The organism is Spirosoma sp. KCTC 42546 (assembly GCF_006965485.1).
GTDB lineage: Bacteria > Bacteroidota > Bacteroidia > Cytophagales > Spirosomataceae > Spirosoma.
This window is the reverse complement of the sequence record NZ_CP041360.1, coordinates 1592279-1606306: the sequence shown is the minus strand read 5'-3', so window position 1 is coordinate 1606306 and position 14028 is coordinate 1592279. Positions and strand designations below refer to the sequence as shown.

At 46.6% G+C, this 14028-nt stretch carries 13 protein-coding genes; 8 read left to right on the top strand and 5 right to left on the bottom strand.

Features of this window, described 5'->3' with window-relative positions:
• Nucleotides 1–58 precede the first annotated feature (58 nt).
• On the top strand, nt 59–1378 hold the full coding sequence (locus tag EXU85_RS06505; protein ID WP_142771296.1) for a serine hydrolase: 1320 nt from the start codon (nt 59–61) through the stop codon (nt 1376–1378).
• Nucleotides 1379–1557: 179 nt separating this feature from the next.
• Nucleotides 1558–2799 carry a glycosyltransferase family 4 protein gene (locus EXU85_RS06500; protein WP_168207749.1) on the top strand — a complete coding sequence of 414 codons (1242 nt, stop codon included), beginning with the start codon at nt 1558–1560 and terminating at the stop codon, nt 2797–2799.
• Here the strand turns inward: EXU85_RS06500 and EXU85_RS06495 are convergent, their stop codons facing one another.
• Nucleotides 2800–4638, bottom strand: a complete 1839-nt coding sequence (locus EXU85_RS06495) for an ABC transporter ATP-binding protein (protein WP_142771294.1) — start codon at nt 4636–4638, stop codon at nt 2800–2802. It abuts the gene before it with no gap.
• Between the two features lie 73 nt (nt 4639–4711).
• Nucleotides 4712–5692, bottom strand: coding sequence for a glycosyltransferase family 1 protein (locus tag EXU85_RS06490; protein WP_168207748.1), 981 nt, complete (start codon nt 5690–5692; stop codon nt 4712–4714).
• Nucleotides 5693–6027: 335 nt separating this feature from the next.
• Here EXU85_RS06490 and EXU85_RS06485 point away from each other — a divergent pair, with 335 nt between their 5' ends.
• Together EXU85_RS06485 and EXU85_RS06480 are read left to right on the top strand one after the other, a co-directional pair.
• Nucleotides 6028–7098 (top strand): glycosyltransferase family 1 protein, encoded by a 1071-nt coding sequence (locus EXU85_RS06485; RefSeq protein ID WP_142771292.1) that lies wholly within the window; start codon nt 6028–6030, stop codon nt 7096–7098.
• Nucleotides 7099–7219: 121 nt separating this feature from the next.
• The gene (locus EXU85_RS06480) at nt 7220–9406 is read left to right on the top strand and encodes an alpha-galactosidase (RefSeq protein WP_142771291.1); all 2187 of its coding nucleotides are present in this window, start codon (nt 7220–7222) and stop codon (nt 9404–9406) included.
• 289 nt (nt 9407–9695) lie between these two features.
• Here EXU85_RS06480 and EXU85_RS06475 read toward each other — a convergent pair whose 3' ends face one another.
• Nucleotides 9696–10196 carry a MarR family winged helix-turn-helix transcriptional regulator gene (locus EXU85_RS06475; RefSeq protein ID WP_168207747.1) on the bottom strand — a complete coding sequence of 167 codons (501 nt, stop codon included), beginning with the start codon at nt 10194–10196 and terminating at the stop codon, nt 9696–9698.
• A gap of 138 nt (nt 10197–10334) precedes the next feature.
• Here EXU85_RS06475 and EXU85_RS06470 point away from each other — a divergent pair, with 138 nt between their 5' ends.
• Together EXU85_RS06470 and EXU85_RS06465 are read left to right on the top strand one after the other, a co-directional pair.
• A complete protein-coding gene (locus EXU85_RS06470) occupies nt 10335–10703 on the top strand; it encodes a VOC family protein (protein WP_142771289.1) in 369 nt (122 codons plus the stop codon).
• Nucleotides 10704–10812: 109 nt separating this feature from the next.
• Complete coding sequence (locus tag EXU85_RS06465) at nt 10813–11340, top strand: DinB family protein (protein WP_142771288.1); 528 nt, start codon at nt 10813–10815, stop codon at nt 11338–11340.
• Here the strand turns inward: EXU85_RS06465 and EXU85_RS06460 are convergent.
• The gene (locus tag EXU85_RS06460) at nt 11337–12074 is read right to left on the bottom strand and encodes a hypothetical protein (protein WP_142771287.1); all 738 of its coding nucleotides are present in this window, start codon (nt 12072–12074) and stop codon (nt 11337–11339) included. The two genes, EXU85_RS06465 and EXU85_RS06460, sit on opposite strands and share 4 nt — an antisense overlap.
• 3 nt (nt 12075–12077) lie before the next feature.
• Nucleotides 12078–13307: an AAA family ATPase gene (locus EXU85_RS06455; protein ID WP_142771286.1), complete on the bottom strand. Its 1230-nt coding sequence runs from the start codon at nt 13305–13307 to the stop codon at nt 12078–12080.
• Between the two features lie 70 nt (nt 13308–13377).
• Between EXU85_RS06455 and EXU85_RS06450 the strand changes: the two genes are divergently transcribed.
• Together EXU85_RS06450 and EXU85_RS06445 are read left to right on the top strand one after the other, a co-directional pair.
• Nucleotides 13378–13608, top strand: a complete 231-nt coding sequence (locus tag EXU85_RS06450) for a hypothetical protein (protein WP_142771285.1) — start codon at nt 13378–13380, stop codon at nt 13606–13608.
• The gene (locus EXU85_RS06445; protein WP_142771284.1) at nt 13605–14027 is read left to right on the top strand and encodes a PIN domain-containing protein; all 423 of its coding nucleotides are present in this window, start codon (nt 13605–13607) and stop codon (nt 14025–14027) included. The genes EXU85_RS06450 and EXU85_RS06445 overlap by 4 nt, the downstream gene beginning before the upstream one ends.
• The last annotated feature ends 1 nt before the right edge of the window (nt 14028 follow it).

The window sequence follows — 14028 nt, the reverse complement described above, 5'->3', positions numbered from 1 at the left end:
CTGTGCCTCTGTGGTTAAATTTATTCCTAAATGTTAGTGCCCTTAATTCATAAACTCCATGACCCTAAAAACTACATTCCGAGCAATGGTGCTGATTGCGCTCACAGCCATCTCCCTCCATGCGCAAACCGGCACCAAACAAAATCCTCAGCTCTTAACGGTTGCTTCTCCTGAATCAGCCGGATTTTATCCCGAACGACTCAACCGGATCGACGGACTTATTCAGTCGTATATCGATAAAGGCGCTTTCCCAGGTGTGGCGGCTATTGTGGTGAAGGACGGCAAAATCGTGTACCACAAATCGTTTGGCAAATCGGATCTGGAAACGAACAAACCGATGGCGAAGGATGCCATTTTCCGGATTGCTTCCATGACTAAAGCCATTACGTCACTGGTGGTAATGATGCTTCACGAAGAAGGCAAAATCATGCTCGATGATCCCATCAGCAAATACATTCCTGAATTTGCCAAACCCGTAGTCCTCGACAAATTCAACGAGAAAGACAGTACCTATACGACCATTCCGGCCAAGCGGGAAATTACCGTTCGGCACTTGCTTTCGCATATGTCGGGACTCAACTACAATGTTATTGCCAGCGACCCTCGCATGCGGGCTATTTACACGAAAGCTGGTGGTATTCCTGATGCCTTCGTTACCGATAATCTCAAACTGGGCGATATGGTCAAGAAACTCGCCAAGCAACCACTCAACCACCAGCCCGGCGAAAAATGGACCTATGGCCTGAGTATCGATGTGCTGGGCTATCTGGTCGAAGTGGTGTCGGGACAAACGCTGGCGGAGTTTTTTCAGAAACGAATTTTTGAGCCACTGGGCATGAAGGACACGTATTTCTATTTACCCGATGCGAAAAAAGATCGTCTGGTGGCGCTGTATTCGGAAGACAAAGAGAAAAAACTGATAAAAACGGCCAGCATTAAAACGCTACCCGTCGATCCCGATTTCCCGATCATGGGCGCAAAAACATACTATTCTGGCGGTGGCGGTTTATCCAGCACAGCCTATGACTACGCTATTTTCCTGCAAATGCTGCTCAATGATGGCGTTTATAACGGGAAACGGTTATTGAGCCGCAAAGGCGTTGAGCTATTCACGAACAGCAACCAAACCGGCACCTTATTTCCCGATCCCGGTAGCTATTTCAGTCTGGGTTTCGAGGTCATCAATGACAAGGGACACGCAAAAGACCTCAATAGTATCGGTACGTTTTCGTGGGGTGGTGCTTTCAGTACGCACTACTTTGCCGACCCTAAAGAGAAAATCAGCGTGGTACTGATGAAACAAATGTGGGGTACTACCTACGGTGGTGAGCTTGACAAAAAGTTCGATGTATTGGTCTATCAGGCACTGGACAATTAGCTTGCTGTAAGAGTAACAACCGGCCAAAATGTTCCAGTTGATGCGGATGCGGCCAAACACGACCCCGTCAATGCAGGTTAATGAAGTAGAAATGGGGAGTTGACGACAAAACTCCTTGTTTGTACAATCATTAACAGCCAGTAAGGCACGTAAAAATGCGTTACTGGCCCTGCTTTTACATGAAAAAAATAGCCTTTATCGTTCAGCGATATGGAGTAGAAGTGAATGGCGGAGCCGAGTATCTCTGCCGCATACTGGCCGAACGGCTGGTTGGAACCTACGACGTAGACGTACTGACCAGTTGCGCGCTGGAATACATTACCTGGGCCAACTATTATCCGGCCGACACAACAACGATAAACGGGGTTCGGGTACACCGGTTTGCCACGGAGTACGAACGACAGGCGAAAGATCATTTGCAGTACGAAACGGAGCGTAAACTCAAAAAATGGTCGCGACCCGAGGAATGGCAGGGGTTCGGCTTTTTGAAAATGTGGGGCCGCGCGCTGGTAGGCAAGACGGTTCGACGCTTCGGTTTACGGTGGGCGCAACACCAGGGGCCTTATACACCCGACCTGATTACGTATCTGAAGCATAACCATCGGCAGTATGATGCCCTGATCTTCATTACTTATCTATACTACCCTACCATTGCCGGGTTGAACATCGCCCCTAAAAAGTCGATTTTCATACCAACGGCGCACGACGAACTACCCATTTACCTACCGGTATTCCCAGCCGTATTTCATAAGCCGAAAGCGATCCTATTCCTCACGCCCGCCGAAAAACGCTTCGTTCATAAACAGTTTCACAATGAAGCTATTTACAACGATGTTCTCGGTATCGGCATCGAAACGACTGACGTAGTTTCCCCTACTCCAGTGGCTACCCTACTGCATACAGATGCCCCGTACGTGATATACATTGGCCGAATTGACAAGGCGAAATGTTGTGATATGCTGTTCGACTACTTTATCCAATACAAAGAAACCCATCCCTCCCCGCTGAAACTCGTATTGGTAGGCCAGGCGTTTATGCCCATTCCCGATCATGCCGATATCCTCCCCGCAGGCTTTGTGGATGAAGATGTGAAAGTTTCCCTGTTAAAAGGAGCCAAAGCCCTGATCATTCCTTCCCAATACGAAAGTCTGTCGATGGTTACGCTGGAAAGTTTTGCCTATGGCATTCCCGTGCTTGCCAATGAACAGTGCGAAGTACTGAAGGATCACATCACTAGCAGCCAGGGCGGTTTGTTATTCACCGACTATCCCAGCTTCGAGAACGCTGTTCAGCAACTGTTATCGCAGGATACAGCTACTATGGGCGAAAACGGACGCACCTACGTCAAGCAGAATTACACGTGGGACAAGGTATTAACCCGATTTGCCAAAGCCGTTAATTATGTATCGGGCAACCCCTAACTAACTCACCAACTCCTGCATGCGGTTCAGACGTTTATAGACGCTGTTCTGGCTGTTGAGCAATTCGTAGTGATTGCCCCGTTCTATAATTTCGCCACCTTCCATAATCAGAATCTCATCGGCCTCTTTAATTGTGCTGAGTCGATGGGCGATGACCAGCGTTGTGCGGCCTTCCATCAGGTTATTGAGCGCATCCTGAACCGATTTTTCTGATTCGATATCCAGCGCAGACGTGGCCTCATCCAGAATCAGAATCGAAGGCTTTTTAAACACCGCTCGGGCAATGCTCAACCGTTGACGCTGACCACCACTCAGGCGAATCCCTCTGTCGCCAATAATGGTGTTGTAGCCGTCTTCGGTCTCCATAATAAAGTTGTGCGCATTGGCAACTTTGGCCGCTTCAATAACGTCCTCCACACTGGCATCCGGCTTGCCCAATGCGATGTTATTGAAGATCGTATCGTGGAACAGAATGATCTCCTGGGTTACAAAACTCATCTGTTGCCGCAACGATTCCATCGTATAGTCCCGCACATCAACGCCGTCTATGGTGACACGTCCCGTTGTAACTTCATAAAATCGGGGAATCAGGTCGGCAATGGTGGATTTGCCTACGCCAGACGGCCCCACTAACGCAATTTTCCGGCCTTTAGCGATTCTGAAATTGATATTTCTCAGAACGGGTTTGTCGCCATACTGGAAGCTGACGTTTTCAAAAACGATGTCCTGCCGGAACCCATCCAGCCCCCTGGCGTTCGGTTTATCTTGTATCTCGATGGGTTTGTCCAGCAGTTCAAGAATACGCTCACCCGCAGCCTGCCCCTGCTGAATATTGGTCAGCGCCACAACAATTGCTTTCGCTGGCCGAATTACCTGCGAGAAAATGGCAATGAAGGCGATAAACGAACCCGCCTGCAAATTGCTCTGGCTGTTTAACACCAACCCCCCCCCGTATACCAGAATACAGGCGACCACAAATACACCTGATGCTTCGGAGAAAGCGGGGGCTAGCTCCCGTCGTTTAAAACCTTCCAGGCTTGCCTGTCGGTAAAAATCGTTTTCGCGGCTGAAACGCTTCAGGACAAAATCGGTGGCGTTGAACGACCGCAGAATCCGCATTCCGAGCAGGGTTTCATCCATGATGGTCAGCATCCGACCCATGGATGATTGTACATCCTGAGCTTCCTTTTTCAACTTTTTGGTCACAGCTGCAATCCCAACCGCCGAAATGGGGATAATAACGAGCGTAAAGAGTGTAAGCTTAACCGAGATCGTGAACAACGCTACAAAGTACCCGATCAACAGATAGGGCTCTTTGAACACAATTTCAATAGAGCTGCCCGCCACGCTTTCAATGGCATACACATCGCCATTGAGCCGGGAGAGCAGATCGCCTTTGTGCTCTTTGGTGAAATAACCCAGATGCAGGTAGTTGATTTTTTCAAAGAGGGCTTCCCGGAGTCGTTTCACCAGCAAGGTTCTGGCGTTGAGTAAGCATTGCTGCGCCAGAAATCGAAAAAAATTGGTCAGGATGACCGCCACCACAATCATACCCGCCAGAAAATAGAGCGCGTAAATGGGCTTTGTTGTTTTGAACTGATAGATCTGATGGTAAAACAGATCCTTAAAATACGCTGGCGACAGTTGAAATTCGGGTACCGACGCGTATTTAGCGGCATCGGCCGTGTTGAGTGGGTCAAAGAGGAAATTAAGGAGCGGGATGATCAGCGCAAACTGAAATACGTTGAAAAACACCGCTATGAGCGTGAAGCCAAAAAAGGGAATTACAAACTTTCCATAAGGCTTGGCATACGCCATCAGCCGTTTATATATCTTCATTCGTTGTATTTACTATTGATTCTATGGCTTCTCGTGATTCTATTGTTGCCTATAGAATCACGAGAAACGTAGGCTAGGCCATTGACCGATAGACCTCCATATATTTTCTGGCCGAATCTTCCCAATTGAACGTAGCACTATACGCTTTCAGGGCTTCCTGCATCTGACTACCTGCTCGTTTGTAGTGTTGCATGCCCGCGGTGAAGTCATCATGCATGTTGTCGAAATCATGGAAGTAAAACGCAAAATCCTTCCCTATTTCAGGCAGGGCAGTGTGCCTCGATAAAAACACCGGCTTCCCAACTGACATAGCTTCGGTTACCGGAAGACCAAAGCCCTCAGCCAGCGAGGGCATCACCACAGCCTGACAATTATGATAATACCAGGATTTTTCCTCTTCCGTGATTTCGTTCACTAAATGCATCCGATCCTCTACCTTCAAGTCGGTTGCGTGTTCATGGAGAAAATGGGCATATTCTTTATCCTCGTGGCGACCAGCCAGTACGAGTTCCAGCGATGGGTTTTGTTGTAATAAAGGAAGAATCCGGTGCTGATTTTTTTTGCGGGTAATTACCCCCACGTTAAACAGAAAGGGAATTCGCGGACGGTACGACTTGGATTTTAGCACGGGTTGTTGCAGGCGGTTCGTGCCATTATAAATCACATGAACAGGTTTACCGGCCGTGTTGCAGTGCGTCAGCACATCGTTTTTCGTAAACTCAGAAATACAGACAATAGCATCACTCCGGTCTATATTTCGCTGCACATGGTCGAGGCAACGCTCCTTTTTGTAGTCAGGTTTGTCTTCATGCAAAAAATTAAGGTCATGAATCGTTAGCAATACCTTAATTTTCTTGTTCCGCCGGGGCACATATTGGGAGCTTTGATAGGTACTATGCCAGATGTGATACTGACTCACCGAAGGCATCATAAATTTCTGAAGCGAATGCTGCGGGATACACGTTGTCGATGAATCGAAGGCCTCCCGAACATGCTGTGGAATAAATACGGACAACTCCTCCGGACTCGTGCGCTGACGAAGAGTTCTTCCCAAATTGAGACAATAATAGTACAAACCGGTGTTCACGTACTTCATTCTCTCGCAATCAAAGATGATACGAATCATACTAAAGTGTCCTCCTAACGTTGTTTAGCTAATTGAAAAATCAAAAAACTCACTCCCTACAAAAACAGTTAATCGAGTATACACGCAGGCACTTCTGGCAAACTACGTCTGCATTTAAGTGTACGTGTAAGTAGAATTATACAAATTGTAGTAGGTAGTGCAACAAAGGGTTTAGTATAAACCATACCGTCTCTATCGGGATAATGTTGCATAAAACGTAAAAAAACGAGTATCCGGCCCTACCGAATACACGATTCAGGCTTATGTCCCGTATCATTTTTGATTGTGATCTGATGAAATTTCCTCATTCTGGCCTGTATCACTATTGCCAGAATCTGGGAGAGCATATCAATAAACGACTCGCTGAAACCAATCAGCCCTTAATGAGGCTATACCTTCCTCCCCGAAAGAAGCTCACGCTTACAGCTGAACCGCATCACCTTGTCGAGCAGAAGTGGCACAGGCTCATTCAACCGTTCCTGCTCAACTGCCGGATTTGGCACGCTCCCTTTCAATCGGGGCGGATTTTACCAGACAAAAAGAGGTTTCCCCACCTGAAGGTGGTTCTTACGGTTCACGATCTGAATGTATTGCACGAAGGCAAACCGGACGCTGTTCAACGGAAAAGTCTGGCGCACACGCAATCCCTGATCGATCAGAGCGATGCGATTGTGTGTATCTCTGAGTTCACCAAAAATGATGTACTGACGCATTGCTCGGTTGGGGATAAGCCTATATACGTCATTCACAATGGCGTTGGTAAATTACCTGACCTAACCGAAGAACCAGTGCTCTACAAGCCGGAACGAGAGTTTCTGCTCGGCATTGGTTACCTCAACCAGAAAAAGAATTTCCATGTTTTACTGCCTTTGCTGCAAGCCAACCCCGACCTTGAACTGATTCTGATTGGACGTCACGACGACCCGTATTATGTACATCAGATGCGTAATCAGGCGCAAAGCCTGGGGGTCGACAATCGCTTGCACTTGCTGGGTACGGTTTCCGAAGCCGATAAAATCTGGTATCTGCGCAATTGTAAGGCCTTGCTGCATCCTTCTCTGGCCGAAGGTTTTGGGCTACCGGTAGTAGAAGCTATGCAGTTTGGCAAGCCGGTATTCTTATCAACGCGTACATCATTACCGGAAGTGGGCGGTGAAGCCGCTTTTTACTTTCCCAATTTCGACCCCGACAGTATGCAGGAGGTGTTTCGAGAAGGCATGAAAGCCTTCGAGTCGCCGATACGCAAAGAAGCTATCTATAAAAATGCCGCTCGCTTCGAATGGGAGGAAAGCGCCAGACAATATCTGGCTGTTTATGAGTCGATTAGAACCTAGCTCGGGCCGAACTAGCTCCAGGCCAAAAGCATTAAGTTCACCTTTCAGAGTTGTGGATTGTTGCATTCTGTTCGCTACCTACTTAGTTTAAGGGCTCCTTACCCCCTTTCACCTAAACAGAATGAACGATCTTTCACGGCTTCTCGCCTGTTGGCTACTGGCAACAACTGCCTTCGCACAACTTCAGAACCTCCCTGTTTATCAGCCGACTCCCGTTAAACAGGATTGGCTTCTTACACCTGTTACACAGAGAGCGGGCGTCTATCGAACCAACAGCGGCAAAGACCTTGTGCTATCCAATGGGCTGCTGACCCGCCGGTTTCGGATTAGTCCCAATCTGGCTACTGTCGATTACCAGAATCTGGTAACGGGCGAGCAATTTGTGCGCTCCGTCCGGCCCGAAGCCATGGTGACGTTGAATGGGAAAACATATCGGGTTGGTGGGTTGTACGGCCAGAAAGAACATGCGTATCTACGCGAAGAGTGGCTTGCTGACTTTACGGCCAATCCAGCCGATTTCCAGTTTAAGACGTTCACGGTTTCGCCCTTACAACCCTACATAAACTGGAAATCACGTACCTGGACCCTGAATAAAAAGCAGCCGACTGGTCAGGAAGTAACGCTGTTCTTTTCGGCCAATGCACCCGAACTACAAGGCGTTGAGGTGGCTGTTCATTACGCGCTTTACGATGGTATTCCAACGCTCAGTAAGTGGGTAACAATTCAGAATAAAAGCCAGAAATCGCTTCACATTAATCAGGTTATCAGTGAGATACTGGCAACACCCGAAGAAGAATCAGCCGTAGTGGGTAAGCCCGAGCAGATGAAGAAACCACAGCGGATTTACATCGAAAATAACTTTGCGTTCAACAATGCGATGCGCTATGATTTATCCGATCAGGCCACGCACTGGAAAACCGATTCCTTGTATACGTCACAGGTAAACTACAATTACGAAACGCCCTGTTTGCTGGAAGTGTACCCAACTGTTGGCGTCGGTATTGATCTGGCACCGGACCAAACCTACAACTCAATCCATTCGTACGAACTACTGCTGGACTCTTACGACCGCGAACGGAATGGCCTCGCCCGACGGCAGTTCTACCGAACCGTAACACCCTGGACAACCCAGAATCCCATTTTTATGCACCTCGTCAGCACCGACCCGGTGGTGGTTAAACGGGGCATCGATCAATGTGCAGAAACGGGTTACGAACTGGTTATTCTCAGCTTTGGCAGCGGCCTGAATATGGAAGATGCCAGCGATGCAAACATTCAGAAATTCAAAGCTTTGGCCGATTACGCCCACAGTAAAGGCATTCTGTTAGGCGGCTATTCGTTATTCAGCAGTCGGCGGATTGATGACGAGAATGATGTGATTGACCCAAAAACCGGCCTGCCCGATAAAGGTGCGTTTTTTGGTAACGCGCCCTGTTTAGCCAGTCAGTGGGGTATCAACTACCTGAACAGTCTGAAAAAATTCATCACCGAAACCGGCTTCGATCTACTCGAACACGATGGCCCCTACCCCGGCGATGTGTGCGCTTCCACGAAGCATCCGGGCCACAAAGGACTCGACGATTCGCAGTGGGTACAGATGGAAATGCAGAAAGGATTTTACCGCTCTCTAAACGAAAAAGGCGTCTACATCAACGCCCCCGACTGGTACTTTATGGATGGCTCCAACAAGATTGGACTTGGCTATCGGGAAGTTAATTTCTCGCTATCCCGCGAGCAGCAAAAACTGCTGAATCGACAGAACATTTTTGATGGGACCTGGGAGAAAACGCCTGCTATGGGTTGGGGCTTTGTTCCACTCACCAAATACCAGGGCGGTGGCCCCGAAGCCGTCCTGGAACCCCTCAGCGAACACCTGACCGATTACGAGCAACTGATGGTGCAATATTACGGCGCGGGCGTTCAGGCCTGTTATCGCGGCCCCCGCCTATATGATACCGATGCTACTAAACAGACGGTTCAACAGGTAATCAGTTGGTACAAAAAGTATCGCCCCATCCTGAATTCTGATTTGATTCACCTCCGCCGTCCCGATGGCCGTGATTGGGATGGTATCATGCATGTTAACCCAGCCTTAAAAGAGAAAGGTGTAGTGATGCTGTTCAATCCGTTGAAAACGAAAATCACCCGTACCATTAAGTTGCCCCTTTACTACACCGGCCTCCGCGAAACAGCCCAGATTCGAAAAGGCGAAGGCAAACCCAAATCGTACAAACTGAACCGGAATTATGAAGTGGAAATACCGGTAGAAATAGGGCCAGAGAGTTACGGCTGGTGGGTGGTTGAGTGATAGAATTCGAGAAAATTTTACCACAGAGGCACAGAGAATAGAGAGATTTAAATAGGTGATTTTTAACTCTGAAGCTGTTTAAACTTTCTAAATTTCGTAAAAACTGAATCGATTTTTGTCATCCCGACGTCAGGAGGGATCTCAAGCTTTGTAATAGGCTAGCTTGAGATCCCTCCTGACGTCGGGATGACAAAAAATCATGCAAATTCTAGCTAGAAAATGAAAGTTCAAACAGCTTCTCTGTGCCTCTGTGGTAAAATAATATTTCGTTTGCCTGGTTACCTGAATTTCAGTATTCATCTTCCTCCGCTTGGCTAAGCGATTCGTGGTAGGAAATGATCTGGTAAAGCACCTCTACAGCAATGGCGAAGTTTTCTTCGCCCACTAATTCTTTATACGTGTTTGTAAGTTTTTCCTGTTCTCGTTTAGCCACCAGCAAGAGTTTTTTACCGTCATCTGTCAGGGAAATCTTAGCGCTACGCCCGTCACGTTTGCTTTTCTCGGTCGTAATCAGTCCTTCCACCTCCATTTCTTTCACCGTCCGGCTCATGGCCTGTTTAGGCTGCATGGCCCGTTTGGCCAATTCCTGATTGGTAGTCCCGTTTAAACTAATATTGGTCAGGAATTTCATGAACGAGGTTTTGAAGGGCATATCCGTCGATGCGTTCATGGCATTCTGCATCCAGCCATCTGTCAGCCGTTTGGTAACCGCAATCAAACGCACCCAATTACGCTCATTATTCTGCAAATAGGTCGTTAACTCGGCCAGGATAGCCTTCTTCTTTTTCACTCCCATTACCTTCTGATACGATTTTTACGAGATTAGAAATAAGCCAAACAAATATAGTCATACTTGATTACTATATGGTCAACAAACAGGACTATATTTGCAACGAACAGTTTATCTAAAACAAATACGATCCTTACTATGTCACTCAAGCATGTAAACATAGCGGTATCCGATGTGGTACAAACAAAAGCATTTTTTGAAACGTATTTTGGCTTCCGCTGCCTCGAATTAAAGGGCGATTTTATTGCCATTCTTCATGATGACGATGGGTTTATTCTAACAATCAGCAATTTTAAGAAAGGTGAAATACCTCAGTACCCGGCCGATTTTCATGTGGGCTTCGTTCAGGAAACGCCCGAAAAAGTCATGGAAATTTATCAGCGGATGAAAGCCGATGGCATCGACGTTGGTAAAGAGCCCCGAAATTACGCCGGGCGTGGAACCATGTCGTTTTATGTACCCGTGCCCGGAAATTTCCTGATCGAAGTACTATGTATTGTTGAATAACAACCAATTAGTACCGTTCACTCAATAGGCATTGCGTTCAGGCGTAGATTGGGGCTACTTTCGCAGTAGCCTCTATTTCAGGGAATAATCACCTAATTTACCCCTAATAATGTCTCAACTAGATCAGCTCCTGGCCGGTGTTGCCGCTGCCCGTGTTCGCTACCTTACTGAAGTTGGAAAGCTCACAGAAGCGCAGGCCCACTGGAAACCATCGCCTGAGGTATGGAGCGCCGTCGAAAATACGGAACATCTGTACTGGGCGGAGCACGGCGGCATTTGGGGAATCTGGCGGGCGTTACTGGCTAAACAAATGGGTAATCCCGTTTGGGAAGGAGAACTGATTCATAGGGGGCTACCTATCGAAACCATTATTGAGCGAACCTGGCGGCCCAAGGAGCAAGTACCTGCCATTGCGGCTCCGTGCATGGGTGGCCCATTTATCTTTTGGCTATCGGCATTTGCCAATTTGCAACAACCTTTAAGTGATCTGTGCGTCGCGCTGGCCAACGAAGACTTAGAAACAATTATTCATCCTCACGCCATCTCTGGCCCGTTAGACATCCGGCAGCGTTTCGAGTTTCTGCGCTTCCACATCGACCGGCACCGGAATCAGGTAATGGCGTTGGGGCTGGTTTAAACTAAGTCAGGAAAGTTGGCGCGCACCATGGCGGAGAACAAACTGGTTGGCTTTCCCCATTCTTTAAAGGCTTCCCGTATCTCATTTGATTGATCACCGTTTCTTAGGACGACATCTTCTAAAAAACGAAGTTTTCTCAAATGCTCGAATCGCTCCTTTAACAGAAACTCCCGGTTCAGGCCGGTGCGTTTAATCGTCTCTTTACCTTTCCGAGAACCATTTTTAGGCTTGATAATCTCAGCTTCGAATACTAAATGATCGTCTATGCTATCAATTGCTGGATGGAGAATCAGGCTTTCTTCTACTGTGTAATCGTCTTTGTGAGAGTTGGCTCGCTTGCTCTCATCAGCTAAGGGAAAGTAATTCTTTTTATAAACCTGATTGCAGATTTGGCAACAGAAGAACAGGTTAGTGAAATCATAAGCCAACCAGTAATAGCCTGGTTTAACTAAAGGTTGATTATCATCTTGCTGATAGCCCGCTTTGGGCCGAAAATGTTCAACATCACCATGCGAAATATGGTCTATTTTAGCCTCACAAAAACAGCATTTGTTATGCTGAATTGTCCGTAAAATTTCTTTAACGGATTTATGGCCGTAAATAGTTTTATCAAAGACAAACGTAGTGTCTCCGCTATTGAATATTGATTTTAGCTTCTCTACTGCCTTCTCCCCTCTTCCATTACTCGCTAAAATGACTGGTATTGCTACGGTGGATTTGTCAATCTTAATCACAGGTCACTTGCTCAATGCTTTGCCAATCAATTCCAATGCTTTGAGAGCCTCCCATGACTCTGATGACGTTAGTTGGCCAAGTTCTTCCTCTAACTGGGCTAACTCCTGATCTTCTTTTTTTGAACGGCCATCTTTCAACAATAAGGCACGCCGACGTTGCATTTTATCCTCTGTTGCAGGCGGACGGGCACTTACTCCCCCAAACAAATCACTGCTCAAAATCTGATCGATACGCCAGCTATGCACATCAATGCTATCGGCAACGTGCGTTTCATCCCCTTCCCGTTTCAACAAAATAACATTCGCATCCTCCGCCGATTGTACAATCAATGGACTATGTGCTGTGACAATAAATTGAGTATTGGGAAACGTATCGGTCAAAAACTGAATGATAGTACGCTGGAATTTTGGGTGCAGATGTAAATCAATTTCATCTACCAAACAAACGGCAGGTTCGGCTAGAGGATTTTCGCTGTCGGGATAACGATCAAATAGGCCTTTTGCAAAGTCTACCATCCATGCAATGAGGGTTTTGTAGCCAAGGCTTAATTCATGTAGGCGCACATCACCGTAGTGTGTTTTGAAGAATACTTTAGGTATACCAGTGTATGTCTGTATATCAATGCCAAATATTTCGTCTCGAAAAAGTTGCCTCAATATGCTCATCACTCTTAGATATCGCCGTCTGAACTTTTCTTCTTTTAAAGATATATAGTCTGCCTGAACAAGCCATTCCTCGGCGTTAATCAGATCATTATTTTCAGAATAAAAACTTGATATTTGATTTGCTTTCTTTTCGGTTATGGCAGATGTACTTATCCGACGAGCAGCGTTATAAGCAAAAATATTCACATCTATTTCATAATCCCGAGTTAGTCGAAAAGCACAGCCAGCATTATATTTTACATCCTTAAACCACTTTTCAGATGTAAAGCCGGTTAGTATATCTTCGTCTGCTTTAGATAGAATGCCTACTATCTCCGCTCCAATATTTTCTTTGTCAAATCGCCAGAGTTCGGTAAAATCAATACCCGTTTCAGTTATACTCTGTTGATTTTGCACTATTACAAGCAACCCCTTCAAAACCGTCGTCTTCCCCGTTCCATTATCTCCCAAAATCACATTCCAACGGGCAGCTTTTCCATCTTTATCCGTGAAATTAATTGTCTGCTTCGTACCGAACGAACGGACGTTTTCCAGGGAAATGCTTTTGAACCAGACGCGGGGATTCATATAGTTTGCTACTTTTTTCGTAAAATTAACACAATTTCAACCGTCAGATAATGGGGCAACCTTAAGCAATATGCAAATAACAATTGAGGTAGAAGACAGTGTCGTTGAATCGCTGGGATACGAGCGGGTCAAGGACTTATTGAGTGATTCGGCAACCCATCTGGAAATGAAGGTAGCCGCTCTGGAGATTCTTAAAGAGCTAACGGAAAACGATCCCGTGCAGGACCCAGACTGGAAAGCTGCCCGCGAGCAAGCCTGGGAACAGGAAAAACATAAGTATTTGCGTACTCCCAATCCATGAGCTACGTCATTGATGCCAATGTGCTAATGAGTGCTTTGATTAGCGGCAAAGCATTTTATAAAACTATTTTCGGAGCACTTGATTTGTTAGTACCCGAATTTGCCCTCGTTGAAATAGAGAAGTATAAAGAGACCATCCAGCAAAAGTCAAAGCTTGATGAGCCAGCAATGCGAGGGTATACGCTTGATATATTCCAACAGTTAACCATCTTGCCAAACTACTTTCTTTCACAAGGTGCACTAACTGAAGCAGATCGACTTATCGGACACATCGACGCCAAAGACATTAGCTATCTCGCCCTAGAGATACAAACCAATTCAGTATTGTTAACCCGCGATCAACCTATCTATAAAGCAGCCCGGCAGAATGGGTTTCGTCGGATTATGTTGTTTGATAGCTTTCTGCGTCAATATTTATAAA